Origin of the sequence: Rhodomicrobium vannielii ATCC 17100, from assembly GCF_000166055.1 — a bacterium.
Taxonomy (GTDB): Bacteria; Pseudomonadota; Alphaproteobacteria; order Rhizobiales; family Rhodomicrobiaceae; genus Rhodomicrobium; species Rhodomicrobium vannielii.
Genome location: NC_014664.1, coordinates 2410805 through 2428797, shown reverse-complemented (window position 1 = coordinate 2428797; position 17993 = coordinate 2410805). Strand labels below are relative to the sequence as shown.

The following is a 17993-nucleotide window of genomic DNA, read 5'->3' as shown; positions in this document are numbered from 1 at the left end:
CTTAGTTGCTCCGGTGCTCGCGCGTTGCTGCATGATCAGTGTCTAATTCCGTCTTGCTTTAGTGCTGTACCTTGCGGCTGCGATATGCTTAGTGTCCCAATCCTCTGCATCCCTCAAGAAGTCGGACGCACCCCTACAACCTAAGTCAACACAACCATGAAAAATCACTCAGACGCAAGGCAAATTCGCATCGGTACACGTGGCAGTGCGCTGGCTTTGGCGCAAGCTACGGAAGTACAGAACCGCCTGGCCGCGATCTATGGCGACGAGGTCAAATTCGAGCGCGTCGTCATCAAGACGACTGGCGATAAAATCCTCGACAAGGCCTTGTCTTTGGTTGGCGGCAAGGGGCTTTTCACCAAGGAACTTGAAGAGGCGCTGTTCGCTGACCAGATCGACATCGCCGTCCATTCGATGAAGGACGTGCAGGCTTTCCTGCCGGATGGGCTTGAAATCGCTTGCAACCTCCCCCGCGAGGATGTGCGCGACGCGTTCATTTCGATGAAGGCGAAATCGCTTGCAGATATGCCGGAGGGCGCGGTCATCGGCACGGCCTCCGTCCGCCGCGAAGCCTTCATCAAGAACAAGCGCCCGGACCTGAAGACGGTGCTCTTCCGCGGCAACGTGCAGTCGCGCCTCAAGAAGCTCGAAGACGGCGTGGCGGACGCGACGCTGCTGGCTTCCGCCGGGCTGAACAGGCTTGGCCTTTCCGACCGCATCACCCAACATATTCCTGTGGAAGATATGCTGCCCGCGCCTGCGCAGGGCGCCATCGGCATCGAGATCCGCTCGAACGATCAGGTGACGCGCGAGCTCATCATGGCGCTGCATGACGAGGCGACCGGCTACGCCATCGACGCCGAGCGCGCCTTCCTCAGCGAACTCGACGGTTCGTGTCGCACGCCGATTGCCGCGCTCGCCCGCTATGACGGTCACGGCAGGGTGTCGTTCAAGGGCGCGATCCTCACGCCCGACGGCGCGCGCATCTACGAAACCACCCGCGAGGGCAGCGCGAACGACGCAGCCGCCATGGGCAAGGACGCCGCGCAGGAGCTTTATGCACGGGGCGGCAAGGATGTGTTCCCCCCGGCGGCCTGACATGATCGCGCATCAGCGGAATGCCGCCTCGCGGCTTCCGCACCTCGTCCGGAATTTTGCGACAGCGGAGGCGGAATGCGTTTGCTGGTAACGAGAGCGGAGCAGGACGCCGCGCCGTTTGCGGGCGAATTGCGGGAACTTGGGCATGAGCCCGTGCTCCAGCCGCTCATCGAACTGCGCGCGCTCGATTTCGACGCGGCGGAGCTTGAGAATACGGACGCGCTCATCGTCACGAGCGGCAACACGTTGCGCGCGCTGGAACAGGCGGGCGCAATCGGCGGCTTGGCGCGTTTCCCTATCTATTGCGTGGGTGACGCTACAGCGCGACGCGCCCGACATTGCGGCCTTCAAAAGCCTCTCGCGGTCGCTGACACAGGCGAACAACTCGCCGCCGCGATTGTCGCTCAGGCCGCGCCCGGCACGCGCTTCGTCCATGTGGCGGGCGAACATCTTTCGTTCGACATCGTCGGAGAATTGACCAGCCACGGCATGCCGTCGCGGTCGCTGGCGGTTTACGTCATGCAAGCCGCCGAGGCGTTCAAACCCGATATCGCCGACATGATCGAACGGGGCACGCTCGACGGGGTGACGTTGCTCTCGCCACGCACGGCCGAAATATACGTTTCATTATGTCACAGGCATCGATTGGCTGAATGCGCTAAAAAACTGTCATATTTTTGCATATCGGAAACCGTAGCGCAGCAACTTCGAACGCTCGAACCGCGTGGCGTTTACATATCCGAAAGGCCGAATCGCAAGGCTCTTCTCGACCTTGTACGTTAGGCGCAACCCTGCCCTTCCGCGACCACGATCCTGTGGAATATGGCGCTTGCAAAAAAGATAAATAGGCTGGTCCGACGATGCCCGAAGACAAGAAACCGAGACCGACTATCATCGATGGCGAAAAGGCTCAGCCAGCGGCTGCGGGCGCAGACACGTCGCCCCGGCCGAAGCCGCAGATCATCGAGCAGGCGCCGCAGCCCTCAAGCGGCGGAGGCGGCAGCGTTCTAAAGGCGCTGACGGCGGGCATTATTGGCGGCCTTGTCGGCGCTGGTGCGGTGTATTTCACGGTGCCAACCGACACGAGCGGCGGCGCTGACGCGGAAGCACGTCGGCAAATCGCGGACCTCCAGCAGCGGACGGCGCAACTCGGCGAAGCCGTGCGCGCGCGGCCTGTCGCGGCGGCGGAAGCGAGCCCGGCTCCGGCGGCTCCGGCCGTCGATCTGACCGAGGTCAACAATCGTCTTGATGCGCTTGAGAAGACCGGCAAGGACGCGACGGCCTCCCTGCAATCGGTGACGCAGCGCATCGAAGCCGTCGAGCAGAAGCCTGGCATCGAGCCGAGCAAGGAAGTCGTGGCGGCGGCTGTCGCGGAGCAGTTCGCGCCCATCGGAGACCGTATCACGGGCCTTGAACGCGGCCTTGGCGAACGGCGCGCCGACGCCCGCAACGCAGCACTTTCGCTTGCACTCGCCAACTTCAAGCGCGCGGTCGCCGAAGGGCGGCCCTTTGCAGAAGAATTGACGGCCATCGAAAACCTGTCGCCGGAAAAGCTCCCGGTGTCGGAACTTGCCGCTTACAAGGATAAGGGCGTGCCCTCCATCGCCGCGCTGCGGGCGAGTTTCGAGGATGCGGCGCGCGTGGCGATCCAGCGGCATTATCAGAAGCAGTCGCCCGACAGCGTCGTGGGCCAGGTGATGGCGCGTGCGCGCTCCGCGGTTCAGGTCAAGCCGTCCGGCGATGGTGGCGATACGGTCGAGGCCATCCTCGGGCGGGTTTCGTCCGCGCTGAAGGCAGGGAATGCCGCAGGTGCCCTTGCGGCCGCCGACACGCTCCCCGCTACGGCGAAGGACGAAATCGGCGCGTGGCTTGAGCAGGTGAAAGCCCGCGTCGCCGCCGACGAAGCCGTGAAGAACACCGATCAGCAGATTATCGCGTCCCTGACGAAGCCCCAGGCCGCCCAGAACTGAACAACCGGCAACCAAGCGCGAACTCGCTAACTTTGGAATCTAAGTCATGACCCGCCTCATCGGCTATTTCGTGATCATCGTCCTTGTCGCCGTCGGGTTTGCCTGGATCGCGGACCGGCCGGGTAACGTCACCATCCAGTGGCTCGGCTATGACATCCAGACGAGCGTCTTCATCGGCTCGGTAGCTCTGCTGCTGGCCTTTGTCATCGTGTTCCTTCTGGGATGGCTCGGCCTCCTCACATGGACCGGCCCGAAGAAATTTCGCGGCAGGATGCAGCGCCGCCGCCAGCGCGTCGGCCAGGAAGCCGTGCGTCGCGGCATTTTCGCAGCGGGTGCGGGCGACAAATCCGCCGCGCTCAAGGCGGACGCGATCGCGAGACGTACCGTTCCGAACGAGCCGCTCGCCCTTCTGCTTCAGGCGCAGTCGGCACAGTTGAATGAGGATTCGATTGCGTCGCGGCAGGCGTTCGAGCGCATGCTCGAAAAGCCGGAAATGGCAGAGCTTGGCCTTCGCGGTCTTTACATGGAAGCGAAGAAGGCGAACCAGAACGAGGCCGCCAAGCAGTTTGCGGAACGCGCACTGGCCGCGAATCCTGCGCTGGCGTGGTCTTCGAGTGCGCTGTTCGAGATCCAGTCCCGCGAGGGCGACTGGCGGGCCGCGCTGAAAACCCTTCAGATCGCGAAGGAACATCGTCACCTCGCCAAGCCCGAAGCCGACCGGCGCCGTTCGCTGCTTCTGACGCAGCTCGCCATCGAGCTGGAAGACTCGCAGCCAAGCAAGGCGCTCGCCTACGCGACGGAAGCTTTCGACCTGTCGCCGACGCTGATCCCCGCCGCTGTGGTTGCGGGCCGCATCCTGACCACGCAGGGGCAGACATCGCGCGCGACGAAAATACTCACGCAGGCATGGCGCTCGACGCAGCATCCTGAAATCGCGCTGACCTTTGCCCACGCACGGCGCGGCGACTCGCCCCGTGACCGCCTCGCGCGCGTCAAGTCGCTCGTCGCGGCCGGCTCGCAGACGCTCGAAGGCGCGGTTGCGGTTGCGGTTTCCGCCATTGACGCGCAGGAATGGAAGACGGCGCGGCTTGCGCTCGAACCCTATCTCGCCAACAATCCGCCCGCGCGCGTTTGCCGCCTGATGGCGCGCATCGAGGCCGGGCAGAACCGCGATTCGGGTCGTGCGCGCGAATGGCTCGCGAAGGCGGCGCGTGGCGCTCCGGACCCGGTCTGGGTTGCTCCGGACGGAACCGTTTCCGCTGAATGGCAACCGATTTCGCCGACCACCGGTGCGCTTGGCAGTTTCGAGTGGAAGACGCCGCCCGCCAACGCCTCAGCGAACCCCGATGACTTCGCCGCCGAGATCTCAGCCCTCGACGTGGTGTCGCTCGAAGGCGAATCGTTGCCCGACTCCTACGCAAAGACCAAGGGCTTGTCCGGCCGTTCGAACGAGCCGGTCGATGTGGTCGCGTCTCCGGTCGGCAAAGACGGTTCCGACGCGAAGACGCCGCCCACGCCCGCTAATGACACGGCGACATCGAATGCTCTGGTCACAACGCCAGAAACGACCGTGGAAGCCGAAGAGGTTACGACGCCGGTCGACCGCTTCCGTCGCCGCTAAACAGGAGAGGTGATCGTTGCTGGCACCCGGCGCGGGGGCGTTACAAGCCCCGTCTCGAGGTGACTGGCCGTGACCTCCCGCAGCGAACGTCGAGGCCGACGGCCTTCGCGAGGAGGTCTGTGCGGGCGCTCGCGCGCTCACGGTGCTGTTGCGTCGACCACCAGACCTAGCCAGCGGCGTGCCGCCCCTGAATTACGAGACGACGCTAGTGCACTGACGCAAACATAGGATTCACAAAGCAGACGAAGCAAGGCATGCTTCAGGCATGGCTCAAACCGTCTGCATCCTTCTCTCGTCCGAAGACCGCTCACGTTTGGCGGCGGTCATCGGGGACCGCAACAGCCCGCAGAAGCACGCGCAGCGGGCAAAGATCGTGCTTCATTCTGCTGAGCGCCGTTCCGTTTTCGACGTCGCCCGCTTAAGCGGCGTCAGCCGGCCAGCCGTATGGCGTTGGCAGCGGCGCTACGCCGAAAAAGGGGTGGACGGGCTGTTGCGCGACCAGACCCGCAAGCCAGGCAAGCCGCCTTTGTCAGCGAAGAGCGTCGCGAAAGTGCTGGCGCTGCCGTGTTCCGAGCCCCCCGGAAACGCCACGCATTGGACCGGACGCGCTGTCGCCAAGGCGGCGGGCGTCAGCTTGCGCACGGTGCAGCGCATCTGGGGAGCCCACCGCCTTCAGCCGCACCGCTTGCGCACGTTCAAGAAGTCGAACGATCCCGCCTTCGCCGAAAAGGTCGAGGATGTGGTGGGCCTCTACATGAGCCCGCCCTGCCATGCCGTGGTCCTGTCCATCGACGAGAAGAGCCAGATCCAGGCGCTCGACCGCACTCAACCGGGCCTGCCGTTGAAGCCCGGCAAATGCGCGACCATGACCCACGATTACAAGCGCAACGGAACCACCACGCTGTTCGCCGCACTCAACGTGCTGGATGGAACCGTGCTCGGCCGCTGCATGAAGCGCCACCGCCATCAGGAGTTCATCAAATTCCTCAACGCCGTGGAGCGCAAGGTCCCAGCCGGCAAGATCATCCACGTCATTCTGGACAACTACGGAACCCACAAGCATCCCAAGGTGGACGCCTGGCTGGCGGATCATCCGAGGTGGGTTTTTCACTTCACGCCGACCTCGGCGTCCTGGCTGAACGCGGTCGAAAACTTCTTCTCCGCCATTACCCGGCGGCGCATCCGTCGTGGCGTCTTCAAATCCGTCGCCGACCTCGAAGACGCCATCAAGCGCTACATCGCCGATCACAACCGGAACGCAAAACCCTTCGTCTGGACCAAAACCGCCGATGAAATCTTCGACAAGCTCAACCGCCTCAATCTGCACCTTCTGAATGAGTCAGTGCACTAGGTCCGGCGGACGATGCCTTCTTCGGCTTCTTCAACCGAATAGCCAAGTTGGTCGAGTGCGTCCTCAAGGTAATCCGGCAGAAGCGGCAGGCCGAACAGATAATCTACCGGGTTATTCCCGTGTTCCGTCTTGGCTGTCGCGATCGCCTCGTCGAGTTCGCCCGGCGCATAGGTGCCGCGTCCGATCCAGGCCAGCGCTATCAGGCTCGCCTGCTCGTCCTCGTTGAGGCTGTCGAGGAATTCCCTGAGTTCCTGCCGCGTCGCGTCGTCGGGGCGATCTTCGAGGATCGCATCGCTCGTCGCGTCGTCGCTATCTGCGTCGTCGTCCCATGCAGCGGTTTTCACGTCGAGTTCGCGAGCGCGGAGAATGACGTGCGCAACCTTATCGGTGGTGACTTCCAGCATTGCCTTGGCTCTGTTCTTTTGCGGTGCTCTCAAGATAGACCGCGATTTGCTTAAAGATATCCCTGAACATTTCCGCCGTTAAGCGGCCGGTGTTCGTGTTATACCGTGAACAATGATAACTGCCGAAAAGTTTACGTCCGCCGTCGAGATCGTGGGCGGCGCCATGAGCGAACTTGTACTGCGAAACTTTGAGATCGAGCGCGCGTAACGTCCCGTCGAAGGCGATGCGGCCGAGCGCCAGGATCGCGCGCAGGTGCGGCATCTCGCGAATCGTTGCCGAGAGGAATCCCCGGCAGGCCGCCGCTTCTGCAGGCGTGGGCTTGTTCTCGGGTGGCACGCATCGAACAGTGTTCGTGATTCGGCAGGCGCGCAACGACAGTCCATCGTCGGCGCGCTGATCGTACGTGCCGGACGCGAAGCCGAAGTCGAGCAGCGTCTCGTAGAGCAAAACCCCGGCGTAGTCACCCGTGAATGGACGACCGGTGCGGTTCGCGCCTCGAAGACCGGGCGCGAGACCCACAATCAGGAGTGGAGCATCGGGGAAACCGAAGGACGGAACCGGAGCGTTGAACCAATCGGGGTGATCGGCTCTGTTATCGCGGCGGAAGTCTGCGAGCCTCGGGCAAAAGAGGCAATCGGGCTGTGGTTCGCTCGCCATCTTGTCGCGCGGCGCAAGCGGGGCTGAGGGGCAGGGCGACTTGAGTCACGCCCCTGCTGCCTGTCGCTAGTCCGCATCCACCGGAGTATCGCGCAGAGTCGCCGCGTTCATGCGCTCATGATGCCGTTGCTCATGGATGTGCGCTTGATATTCGCGGCCATTTTCGCCTCGCTGGGTGCGGCAGATGTCCTTCTGAAGGTCCGCGAGATCGATGAACTGATCCGCCTGCCGACGAAGCTCGTCCGCAACCATGGGCGGCTGTGTCGTCAGCGTCGAGACGACACTCACGCGTTTGCCCTTGTGCTGGAGCGCTTCCACGAGCGTGCGGAAATCTCCGTCGCCCGAGAAAAGAATGATGTGGTCGAGGTGTTCCGACAGTTCCATGGCGTCGACAGCGAGTTCGATGTCCATGTTGCCCTTGATCTTCCGGCGCCCGGAGGCATCGGTGAATTCCTTCGTGGGCTTGGTAACCATCGAGTAGCCGTTATAGTCGAGCCAATCGATCAAAGGACGAATGGAAGAATATTCCTGTTCCTCTGCCAGAGCGGTGTAATACAGCGCTCGCAGCAATACGCCTTTGTTGCGGAAAAGATTTAAAAGTCGCTTATAATCTATATCGAAGCCCAAAGCCTTAGCCGTGGCATAGAGGTTCGCCCCGTCTATGAAGAGAGCAATTCGCTCGGTCGTATAGAAATTCATCCGGTTACCTTGGCTGCGAATGTCTTGTTGCATTCTAAGTAGTTTCTAAGGGCTACCATTCCCCCAACAGGCGAAAGAAACATTGATGGCTCGATATATGAGTGCAAATCAAGGCATTTTGTTGCAAAACGGGATTTTCATTGCACTCGGGTCCAACCTGCCTGGGCCTTGGGGATCGCCCGAGGAGACTCTCCAGAGGGCGGTCCGGGAACTGGCTTCATGCGGCGTCGAAATCGAAAAAACGTCGAGACTCTATCGGACGAAGGCGCATAGCGAGGTAGAACAGCCCGACTTTGTAAATGCCGTCGCATCCGTCAACTCGTCAATGCCTGCGGACGCACTGTTACGAGTTTTGAAGCGGATTGAGGCGCAAGCGGGGCGATTTCTCACCGTCAAGCATCATCACGCCGATCACCGATGGGCTCCGCGCCCACTCGATCTCGACATCGTAAGCTATAAGAGCCTCGTGCGCAACTGGCTGCGGGGCCACCCTGTAAGGGATGCGAAGCTCACCCTTCCCCATCCGCGCGCTCATGAACGAGCGTTCGTCCTCCGCCCTCTCATGGACGTTGCGCCGCGCTGGCACCACCCGGTGCTCGGGCTTACGGCGGCGGCGTTGCTCGCGCGCCCGACCGTTCGCGACACCGGCGCGATCCTTGACGTCGACGGGCTTCTCGTGGAGATGAATAGTCGTCGCTACTCCAAGGACATAACATCGCCTCGAACTGAAGCTTAAAGAGGCTCCGATTTTCTGCTTTATCGGCAAATGGCGTGCGCTCTTATGGTCAGCATCATTTGCTCGCAGCGGATGAAAAAGGGCGACGAACGCGATGCCGCGGCTCGCTGTCATTCCGAGCCGTGCAACGATCATTGGAAAAAAAATGTCTTCCGCCATGGCGCTCGATTTTTTCGGACGCAGCTCCCTCGCGAGGCTGCTCATCGTCACTTTTCTAGCGCTGGCCGCAGGTGGCGGCGCTTCTGCCGATGACGGCCCTCGAAAGGCAAAGCCTCCGGTGGTGACGGTCGCCGACGCGCGGACAATATCTTTTGTGGATAAGTTGCTGGTGACGGGGTCTCTGGTCGCTCGCGAGGAGGTGCTGGTCGGCCCGGAGATCGATGGACTGCGACTTACGGAGCTTCTCGCCGAGGAAGGCGACACCATCGCCGAGGGGCAGGTTCTGGCGCGCCTGTCGCGCGACATCCTCGAAGCGCAGATCGCGCAGAACGCTGCGTCGTTCGCGAAAACTCAGGCTGTCATAGAGCAGGTGAAAAATCAGATCGTGGAAAGCGAAGCCACGCTGAAGCAGGCCGAGGACTCGTTCAACCGTGTCAAGCCGCTGCGCGAAACGGGCACCGTCAGTCAAGCCGCCTTCGACGAACGGGACGCGGCTTTCCGCACGGCGCGGGCGCGGCTCGCAGCCCAGCGCGAAGGGTTGAAACTCGCCGACGCCGAGCAGCTTCTGATCCGTGCGCAGCGTCGCGAACTCGACGTGAAGCTCGCGCGAACCGATATCCGCTCGCCCGCCGCTGGCATCGTAAGCCGCCGCACCGCCCGCGTTGGCTCCGTGTCGTCGGCGGCAGGCGACCCGCTGTTTCGGGTCATTAAGGGCGGCGAGGTGGAACTCGACGCGGAGGTGCCGGAGTTTCATATGGCGAAGCTGAGGGCTGGCCAGCGCGCGCGGATCGAGATCGAGGGGCTCGGCGCGCGCGAGGGGCAATTGCGGCTCGTCTCGCAGGAGGTGAGCCCGACAACCCGCCTCGGCCGCGTTCGCATCTCGCTCGGCACTACGCCGGACCTGCGCATCGGCACCTTTGCGCAGGCGCTCATCAGCGCGGGCAAGCGCGACGCGGTCGGCGTTCCCGCGACGGCGGTGCTTTACAAGAACGACAGCGCGACGTTGCTCGTCGTCGTAGACAGCAAGGTGCGCGAGCGCGCCGTAAAACCCGGCCTTCTTTCGGGCGACAGCATCGAAATTCGGGAAGGGCTTGCCGAGGGTGAGGTGGTCGTCATGCGCGCGGCATCGCTGTTGCGCGACGGCGACGAGATCACGCCCCACTTCGTCGAAACACAAACAGCCGCCACGGCGCCGTCGCCGGGGATCGCGAAATGAGCACGAACGTCTCCGCCTGGGCGATCCGCAAGCCCATCCCGTCGCTCGTGCTGTTCCTCGTGCTGATGACGCTCGGGCTTATCTCGTTCTTCAGCCTCGGCGTTACGCGCTTTCCGAACATCGACATTCCCATCGTCACCGTCACCATCACGCAATCGGGTGCGGCGCCGGTCGAACTTGAATCGCAGGTGACGAAGCGCGTCGAGGACACCGTCGCCAGCGTCACGGGCGTCAAGCACGTCACGTCCTCGATTACGGACGGTTCCTCCGTCACGACCATTGAATTCCAGCTCGGCACCGACACGGACCGCGCTGTCAACGACGTGAAGGATGCCGTGTCGAAGGTGCGCCAGGAATTGCCGCGCACCATCAACGAACCGATCACCCAACGGCTCGACATTGAGGGCCTGCCCATCGTCACCTATGCCGCGTCGGCGCCGTCGATGACGCTCGAAGAACTGTCGTGGTTCATAGACGACACGGCCGCGCGGAAGCTGCAAGGCGTGCGCGGCGTGGCGCAAGTGTCCCGCGTTGGCGGCGTGAAGCGCGAGATCCGCGTTTCGCTCGACCCGGATCGGCTCATCGCGCTTGGCATTTCGGCGGGCGAGGTTAACGCGCAGCTTCACGCGACGAATACCGATCTCGCGGGCGGGCGCGGCTGGCTCGGCGGCGCGGAACAATCCATCCGCGCGCTGGCGAGCGCAACGACGGTCGAGCACCTCGCCGCGACCTCCGTCACGCTGCCTGGCGGCCGCAAGGTGCGCCTCGATCAACTCGGCACCGTGAGCGACGCCACCGAGGAGCGGCGGACGTTCGCGACGCTGAACGGGCGCGATGTCGTCGCCTTCACCGTCGTGCGCGCGAAGGGCGAAAGCGATATCGTGGTCGCGGAGCGCGTGGCCGCCGCACTTGCCACACTCGCTGCGGCGCACCCGGACGTGGCGTTCGAGAAGATCGACTCGACGGTCGATTTCACGCTCGGCAATTACGAATCCGCGATGCATACGCTGCTCGAAGGCGCGGCGCTCGCGGTGCTGGTCGTCTTCCTTTTCCTGCGCGATTGGCGGGCCACCCTCATTGCCGCCATCGCACTGCCGCTCTCGGTCTTTCCCACATTCTGGGCGATGGAGATGCTGGGCTTCTCGCTCAACATGGTGTCGCTGCTTGCGATCACGCTCGTGACGGGCATCCTCGTCGACGATGCCATCGTCGAGATCGAAAACATCGTGCGGCACATCCGCATGGGAAAATCGCCCTATCGCGCGGCGCTGGAAGCGGCCGACGAGATCGGTCTCGCGGTGATCGCGATCACGCTCACCATCGTCGCCGTGTTCGCACCGGTGAGTTTCATGGGGGGCATCGCGGGCCAGTATTTCCGCCAGTTCGGGCTGACGGTCGCCGCCGCCGTTCTGTTCTCGCTGTTCGTCGCGCGCCTCCTCACGCCTATGATCGCGGCCTACTTCCTTCGCCCGAAGGCGCATGAAGACCCTCGCGACGGCTTAATCATGCGCACTTATACGCGCGTGATCGGCTGGACCGTCCGCCACTATTACCGCACGCTGATGCTGGGTTTCGTGGTGTTCGCCGCCTCCATCGCGAGCGTGTCGCTGCTGCCATCGGGCTTCCTTCCGGCCGAAGACACGAACCGCTCGATCTTCGCGATCGAACTGCCGCCCGGCTCTCGCCTCGGCGATACGGAAATCATCACGAGCCGGGCCGAAGCCATCATAAAGCGCAGACCCGAAGTAGTGTCGGTGTTCATCGACGGCGGCCGCATTCTCGGCCCGACCGGCGGCTCGGCCGAGGTGCGCAAGGCGACGCTCACGGTCCAATACACACCCCGCGCCGAGCGTGCCATTACCCAGCGCGAACTTGAGCAGCTTATCAGCGCCGAGTTGAAGGAGATCCCCGACGTTCGCTCCTGGGTGATGGCTGAAAACGGGCAGCGCAGTTTCACCATCGAAGTGACCGGCACCGACAACGACAAGGTGAGCGAGACCGCCGCAAAACTCACGAGCGAGATGCGCACCGTGCCGTGGCTCGCGAATGCGGTGAACGGCGCAGCACTCGACCGCCCGGAAATCCTCATCATCCCCCGCGCCGTGATCGCGGCCGAACTCGGCGTTTCGACGGAGGCCCTGTCCGAAGTCGTCCGCATCGCCACGCTCGGCGACGTGGATCAGAACCTCGCCAAGTTCAATGCGCCGAACCGGCAAGTGCCGATCCGCGTGCAGCTCGATGAGCAGGCGCGCACGAACCTTCAGCTTTTGCAGAACCTCAAGGTGAAGACGGCGCGCGGCGACACCGTGCCGCTCATTACCGTGGCTGAGGTGAAGCTCGGCAAGGGCCCGTCGTCCATCGAGCGGTATGACCGGTTGCGCCGCGTCGCCATCGGCGCAGATCTCGTCGGCACCGACGCGCTGGGTCAGGCACTCGCCGCCGTGTACCAGCTTCCCGCCGCGAAGGCCCTGCCGCCGGGCGTTGTCTTGCGCGAATCCGGCGACGTCGAAGTGATGACGGAGACGTTTTCGAGCTTCGGCTACGCCATGGGCGCGGGCGTGATGATGGTATTCAGCGTGCTTGTGATCCTGTTCGGCAGCTTCCTTCAGCCGGTCGCGATCCTGCTATCGCTGCCGCTCTGCATCGGCGGCGCGATTTTCGCGCTGCTGCTGACGGATCGGCCGATCAGCCTGCCCGTCTTCATCGGTTTCCTCATGCTGATGGGCATCGTGACGAAAAACGCGATCATGCTCGTGGATTTCGCCATCGTGGAATTGCGGCGCGGCGTGCCTCGCGGCGTCGCGATCATCGACGCCGGGCGAAAGCGCGCGCGGCCCATCGTGATGACGACCATCGCGATGGCGGGCGGCATGTTTCCGAGCGCGCTGGCGTTCGGCGCAGGCGGCGAGTTCCGTTCGCCGATGGCGATTGCCGTGATCGGCGGCCTGCTCGTCTCGACGTTGCTATCGCTCCTGTTCGTGCCCGCGTTCTTCATGGTGATGGACGACGCGAGCCGACTGTTTCTGAGGCTGTTCGGATGGCTCGCCGGCCCGCGCGACGAACCCGACGACGAGGAATCGCATCGGCAAGCCGCCGCCGCGCCGATGCTGCCATCGGTCAAACCGCTGGTTCCGACCGAATGAGCCGGATGCCGCTTTTCTCCGCAGCCGCCTGTTGAATCGAAACGGATTCAATTTTTCGGCATTTCGAGAGAAAGGCGCAGGCTTGTCCTTTTCCTGTCACGAAAGCGAGGCACGGTTTTTGCGCCGAGGGAGGATTTATAGGAAAAGACAGATCATGAAGACGCTTGCTTATGCCGCTTTCGGCTTTGCGCTTTTTGGCGCCGCCGCCGCCCTTTCCTCCGCTGCGGGCGCTGCCGAAGCTCCGAAGATTCCTGCCGCAGCTTACGAAAATACCATGGTGCAAACCGTACAGTACGGTCGCTGCCGCGCGTGGATTCGCGAATGTCGCGCCCGCTGGGGATTCGGCCCTCGTTTCCGCCGCTGCATGGCCATTCACGGCTGCTGATTTCCAGCGGAAGGAAGGCACCCCTTGCCTTCCTTCTTCGCAACCGATTGTGCCCGCGTCATATTTAGGACATGACCTTCGCCTCGAAGTCGCAAAGAGAAGAGACTTACTTTTTGCATGGGGCTTTGGATGATCATTCCAGTCATTCTCGCGGGCGGGTCGGGTTCGAGGCTTTGGCCGCTTTCGCGCTCGAAGCATCCGAAGCAATTTCATGCTCTCGTCAGCGCCGAGCCGCTGCTGGTTGACGCGGCGCGACGGGTGCCCGCCTCTGGCGCATTCATGCCGCCCTTCGTCATAACCAACGAAGAGAACCGCTTCGGCGTAGTGGCCGCCTTTCGGACCGCGAAGCTGGCGTGTCAGGGCATCGTGCTCGAACCGGAAGGCCGCTCAACCGCGCCAGCGGCGGCGGTCGCGGCGCATCTCGCGCTGGAACGGGGTGGCCCCGACGCGCTGATTCTCGTCATGCCGTCGGACCATCATATCGAGAACCCGCGCGCGTTTCTCGCCGCCGTGGAAGCTGGTCGCGGTGCGGCGCAGAACGGTCGTCTCGTCACCTTCGGCATCAAGCCGACGAAGCCTGAAACCGGCTACGGCTATGTGAAGACCGCCGGTCCGGCGGATCAAGCCGGAGCGGTGCTGAAAGTCGATCGTTTCGTCGAAAAGCCCGACCGCGCCACCGCCGAGCGTTTCTGCGCGGAAGACCTCTATTTCTGGAACTCGGGCATCTTTCTGTTCGGGGCGCGGGCCTATCTCGACGAACTGGCGCGCTTCGAACCCGCCATGGTCGCGGCGACCCTCGACGCAGTGCAGAACGCGACTGCCGATCCGATGAATTTCATCCGCCTCGCCGACAGTTTCCGCGAATGCCCCGCCGATTCCATCGACTACGCTGTCATGGAGAAGACCGAGAAAGCGGCGCTTGTGCCCCTCGACGCCGGGTGGAGCGACGTCGGCACGTGGGACGCGCTTTATGATGCGGCGGAGAAGGACGAGCGCGAAAACGCGACGCGCGGCGACGTACTCTTGCGCGACGCGAGCCGCTGCTATGTGCGCGCGGAAAGCGGCCTTGTCGCCGTCTCGGGCGTGGAAGATATCGTCGTCATATCCACGAAGGACGCGACACTCGTCGCGAGGCGCACCGAGAGCGGCACCGTGAAAGAGGTGGTGCAGCAGCTAGCCGCTACGCGCCGGAACGAGGCCGAGCAGCACACCACGGTGCATCGCCCGTGGGGCAACTACGAAACGCTACATCACTCCGACCGCTATCAAGTGAAGCAGATTACAGTCGAGCCGGGCGCGGCGCTTTCGCTCCAGCGGCATCATCACCGATCCGAACACTGGATCGTCGTCAAGGGCACCGCGCGCGTCACCATCGACGGCGAAACCAAGCTTCTCTCGGAAAACCAGTCGATCTATGTGCCGCTCGGCTCGACGCACCGGCTGGAAAATCCCGGGCTCATTCCGCTGACGTTGATCGAGGTGCAGTCCGGCCCCTATCTCGGCGAAGATGACATCGTGCGGCTGGAGGATGTCTACGCCCGCGTTTGAGGCGTAAACCGCAATTCGCGAGCCGTCACTTGATCAACGCGGCCGCCTCGCGAAAACGGGCGTTTTCCGCCGTCTGCAGCCATTCGAAAACGACCATCTCGACCGTGACGATCTCCGCGCCGTGTCGCTCCATGCGACGGACGGCGGTTTCCTTGCTCTCCGCGCGCCGCGATCCAATCGCATCGCGAACAACGAAGATGCGCCGGCCCGCGTCGAGAAGGCTCAGCACGGTTTGCAAAACGCAAATGTGCGCTTCACAGCCAGCCACCACGATGTCTTTCCCTTCGCCCAGGCGGTCGAGAAATCCGGGAGTGCCGCAAGCGTCGAACGTCATTTTCTGGAACGCCTCCATTGGGGCCAGGTCTTCCACCGTAGTGCCGAGGCCCTTTGCATATTGCTCGGTGAAGAGGGTCGGCACGCCGAGAAGGGATGCCGCCGCCCGCAACTTCTTCGCGTGGCCGACGACGGTGGCGGCGTCCTCGATCACCGCCATCAGGCGCGGCTGAAAATCGATGGCGAGGAGCAGGCTGTTTTCCGGGGCAAGTGTGGGCATGGGACGATTCCGAATTTGCTCGACGGGGATTCCGAGTTTCGCGCCGCCCATCGCGTTCGTCCATTGAACTCTTTGCCTGCCGGAGGGTTCTCCTCCCAGAAGATAGTCAAAGGAGTGCAAAATGGATAAGGACCGCGTAGAGGGCAGTGCCAAGCAGGCGAAGGGATCCGTCAAGGAAACGGTTGGCAAAGTCACCGGAGACACGAAGACGGAAGCGGAAGGTAAGGCTGACAAGACCGAAGGCAAGGTTCAAAATACTTTCGGTGGCGTGAAAGACAGCATCCGCGGTAAGTAGATTTCCCGCATTACTTGTAAAACCCCCGCCCACAAGCGGGGGTTTTGGCTTCGTGTGCAAATTTCCCGGGATATTAAATTTTCTTTTGTGGCCTATAAGGCGTGGTTTGGGTTAATCCCTTCGTATGAATATTTCACTCAGACTTTTGCGGTATGTCACCGCCGCCGCCGACAGCGGGAACGTCACTGAAGCCGCACGCAAGCTTCAGGTGTCCCAGCCGTCCGTTTCCGCCGCAATCGCGGAGCTGGAGCAGATGCTCGGCATCGCCATCTTCGTGCGCCATCACGCGAAAGGCGTCACGCTGACCCCGGCGGGCCAAAAGCTCATCGCGGAAGCTCGCCTGCTCCTCAAGCACGCCGACGAATTCTCGAAATCCGCGGAATCGCTCGGCGATACCGAGCGAGGCGAAGTCACTGTCGGCTGCTTCCCGACGCTGGCCGCGTGCTACATGCCCGCGATCATGACCGACTTTTCGAAGCGCTATCCGCTCATCCAGCTTCGGCTTGCCGAGGGCGATCAGGAGCGGCTACTCGCGGATGTCGTCAACGGGCGCGTCGAACTCGGCTTCACTTTCAATTACGCCGTGCCATCGACCCTCGATACCACCGTTTTGATGAAGCTGCCGTTCGTCGTCTGCCTGCCACCCGATCATCGGCTTGCGAAAGCGCCGGATGTCAGCCTGCACGACCTGAAGGACGATCCGATGATCTTCTTCGGCGATCAGCTCATCGCCGGCTACATCATGCGAGTTTTCGATGCCGTGGGCGTGTCGCCGATCGTGCGCCAGCGCATTGCGACGTTCGAGGTTATGCGTGGGCTTGTCGCGCGCGGGCACGGATATTCGGTTCATGTCGCCACGCCATCGTCCAGCACCTCGTACGATGGCGGCAAGGTCGTCGTGAAACCCATTCGCGACATTGTGCCGAAAGCGGAAATAGCCTGCGTAGCGCTCGGCGCGCAGTCGATGCGCCCGGCCGTGCGGCTCTTTGCGGAATTTCTCGCGGCATCACTCGGTCAGCCTGCGGACGAACACCGGGCCATGGCCGAGGCGGCCGAATAGTTTGCGGGAGATAGGGCCTTCGGTGGCCCTATCATTTTCCGGCGCATTCAATCATGATGTAACGATATACCATCACACCTTGTTTCCGGTTGCGGACGAAATCATGATCAATTCCTTGCCGGGCCGCCGCGCGTTGGCGCGCAATTCCTTGAACATCACCCGGCGTTGGAGGCGATACGTCCCGTTCGCTGCGGAGCTGGTGATCGTCGCCTTGCTTTTCGCTGCGCTCGCGGTGGCGACGCCATCGCTCGCCGCGCCGAGCGTTGTGGCTACCATCAAACCCGTGCACTCGCTCGCCGCCGCCGTAATGGCGGGTGTGGCCGAGCCTAAATTGCTCCTCGACGGAGCGGCCTCGCCCCATTCCTACGCTCTGAAGCCATCAGACGCGCGAGCGCTTGCGGGTGCCGATCTCGTCATCCGCGTTTCGCCGCACCTTGAGGTGTTCCTGGACAAGGCGCTGGCATCGCTGCCCGAGAAGGCGCGGGTCGTTGATCTCGACCGGGCGTCCGGGCTGAACCTTCTCGCGCCAAGAGCCTCGCATGGCGCGTCATCGACTGCGGCACCGACGCCCGACGAGGCGGACGTGCATTTCTGGCTCGATCCGGTAAATGCCGCCGCGCTGGTGCGCGAGATTGCGCGGCAACTCTCCGCCGTCGATCCGGCAAACGCGGCGCGCTACGACGCAAACGCCACCGCGCTTGAGGCGAGGCTTTCGGCGCTCGATGCCGAAATGCGGAAGACGCTAGCCGGTTTATCGGCGCGACCGTTCGTCGTCTTCCATGATGTGACGCAATATCTCGAACATCGCTATGGCCTGAACAGTCTCGGCACCGTGACGCCGAGCCCCGAGCGCGCGCCCGGCGCGGGCAGCGTCGCCGCCCTGCGCGATGCAATTCGCGAAAAGGGCGCGGTTTGCATTTTCGCCGAGCCGCAATTTTCGCCGAGACTGATCGACATGCTGGTGGAAGGCACCCACGCGCGCCGGGGCATTCTCGATGAAATCGGCGTGCGGATCGAAGCAGGGCCGGAGCAATATTTCGGCATGATGCGCGCGAACGCCGCGAGCATCGCCGATTGCCTGAGGCCGTAACGGCAAT

16 protein-coding genes and 1 pseudogene are annotated in these 17993 nt (G+C 62.9%); 13 read left to right on the top strand and 4 right to left on the bottom strand.

Annotation, left to right across the window (positions count from 1 at the left end; genetic code table 11):
• Positions 1-156 precede the first annotated feature (156 nt).
• The 5 genes and pseudogenes from hemC (at position 157) to RVAN_RS11130 (ending at position 6027) form a co-directional block, all read left to right on the top strand.
• The gene (gene hemC / locus RVAN_RS11150) at positions 157-1098 is read left to right on the top strand and encodes a hydroxymethylbilane synthase (RefSeq protein WP_013419820.1); all 942 of its coding nucleotides are present in this window, start codon (positions 157-159) and stop codon (positions 1096-1098) included.
• A gap of 75 nt (positions 1099-1173) precedes the next feature.
• A complete protein-coding gene (locus RVAN_RS11145; RefSeq protein WP_013419819.1) occupies positions 1174-1881 on the top strand; it encodes a uroporphyrinogen-III synthase in 708 nt (235 codons plus the stop codon).
• Positions 1882-1958: 77 nt separating this feature from the next.
• Entirely contained in the window at positions 1959-3068 is a 1110-nt protein-coding gene (locus RVAN_RS11140; protein ID WP_013419818.1) for a COG4223 family protein, read from the top strand.
• A 46-nt stretch (positions 3069-3114) separates the two neighbouring features.
• Complete coding sequence (locus RVAN_RS11135) at positions 3115-4689, top strand: heme biosynthesis protein HemY (RefSeq protein WP_013419817.1); 1575 nt, start codon at positions 3115-3117, stop codon at positions 4687-4689.
• A 265-nt stretch (positions 4690-4954) separates the two neighbouring features.
• A pseudogene (locus tag RVAN_RS11130) lies at positions 4955-6027 on the top strand (IS630 family transposase).
• A 9-nt stretch (positions 6028-6036) separates the two neighbouring features.
• Here RVAN_RS11130 and RVAN_RS11125 read toward each other — a convergent pair.
• From RVAN_RS11125 to RVAN_RS11115, 3 genes are all read right to left on the bottom strand, one after another.
• Entirely contained in the window at positions 6037-6444 is a 408-nt protein-coding gene (locus RVAN_RS11125; RefSeq protein ID WP_013419816.1) for a DUF3775 domain-containing protein, read from the bottom strand.
• Positions 6422-7102, bottom strand: a complete 681-nt coding sequence (locus RVAN_RS11120) for a uracil-DNA glycosylase (protein ID WP_013419815.1) — start codon at positions 7100-7102, stop codon at positions 6422-6424. Before RVAN_RS11120 ends, RVAN_RS11125 begins: the two co-directional genes overlap by 23 nt.
• A 66-nt stretch (positions 7103-7168) precedes the next feature.
• On the bottom strand, positions 7169-7801 hold the full coding sequence (locus tag RVAN_RS11115; RefSeq protein ID WP_013419814.1) for an NYN domain-containing protein: 633 nt from the start codon (positions 7799-7801) through the stop codon (positions 7169-7171).
• A gap of 85 nt (positions 7802-7886) precedes the next feature.
• Between RVAN_RS11115 and folK the strand changes: the two genes are divergently transcribed.
• From folK to RVAN_RS11090, 5 genes are all read left to right on the top strand, one after another.
• Positions 7887-8537, top strand: coding sequence for a 2-amino-4-hydroxy-6-hydroxymethyldihydropteridine diphosphokinase (gene folK / locus RVAN_RS21175; RefSeq protein ID WP_013419813.1), 651 nt, complete (start codon positions 7887-7889; stop codon positions 8535-8537).
• A gap of 145 nt (positions 8538-8682) precedes the next feature.
• Positions 8683-9912 (top strand): efflux RND transporter periplasmic adaptor subunit, encoded by a 1230-nt coding sequence (locus tag RVAN_RS11105; RefSeq protein ID WP_013419812.1) that lies wholly within the window; start codon positions 8683-8685, stop codon positions 9910-9912.
• The gene (locus RVAN_RS11100) at positions 9909-13055 is read left to right on the top strand and encodes an efflux RND transporter permease subunit (protein ID WP_013419811.1); all 3147 of its coding nucleotides are present in this window, start codon (positions 9909-9911) and stop codon (positions 13053-13055) included. Before RVAN_RS11105 ends, RVAN_RS11100 begins: the two co-directional genes overlap by 4 nt.
• A 31-nt stretch (positions 13056-13086) precedes the next feature.
• The gene (locus RVAN_RS11095) at positions 13087-13440 is read left to right on the top strand and encodes a hypothetical protein (RefSeq protein ID WP_245257977.1); all 354 of its coding nucleotides are present in this window, start codon (positions 13087-13089) and stop codon (positions 13438-13440) included.
• A gap of 129 nt (positions 13441-13569) precedes the next feature.
• Complete coding sequence (locus RVAN_RS11090; protein ID WP_155942429.1) at positions 13570-14988, top strand: mannose-1-phosphate guanylyltransferase/mannose-6-phosphate isomerase; 1419 nt, start codon at positions 13570-13572, stop codon at positions 14986-14988.
• 25 nt (positions 14989-15013) lie between these two features.
• On the opposite strand, the gene RVAN_RS11085 is transcribed toward RVAN_RS11090, so the two are convergent.
• Positions 15014-15541 (bottom strand): isochorismatase family protein, encoded by a 528-nt coding sequence (locus tag RVAN_RS11085; RefSeq protein WP_041789010.1) that lies wholly within the window; start codon positions 15539-15541, stop codon positions 15014-15016.
• Positions 15542-15662: 121 nt separating this feature from the next.
• On the opposite strand from RVAN_RS11085, the gene RVAN_RS11080 reads away from it, so the two are divergent.
• From RVAN_RS11080 to RVAN_RS11070, 3 genes are all read left to right on the top strand, one after another.
• Positions 15663-15836 (top strand): CsbD family protein, encoded by a 174-nt coding sequence (locus tag RVAN_RS11080; RefSeq protein WP_013419807.1) that lies wholly within the window; start codon positions 15663-15665, stop codon positions 15834-15836.
• 124 nt (positions 15837-15960) lie between these two features.
• Positions 15961-16896, top strand: coding sequence for a LysR family transcriptional regulator (locus RVAN_RS11075; RefSeq protein ID WP_013419806.1), 936 nt, complete (start codon positions 15961-15963; stop codon positions 16894-16896).
• Positions 16897-16999: 103 nt separating this feature from the next.
• The gene (locus RVAN_RS11070) at positions 17000-17986 is read left to right on the top strand and encodes a zinc ABC transporter substrate-binding protein (protein ID WP_013419805.1); all 987 of its coding nucleotides are present in this window, start codon (positions 17000-17002) and stop codon (positions 17984-17986) included.
• Positions 17987-17993 lie beyond the last annotated feature (7 nt).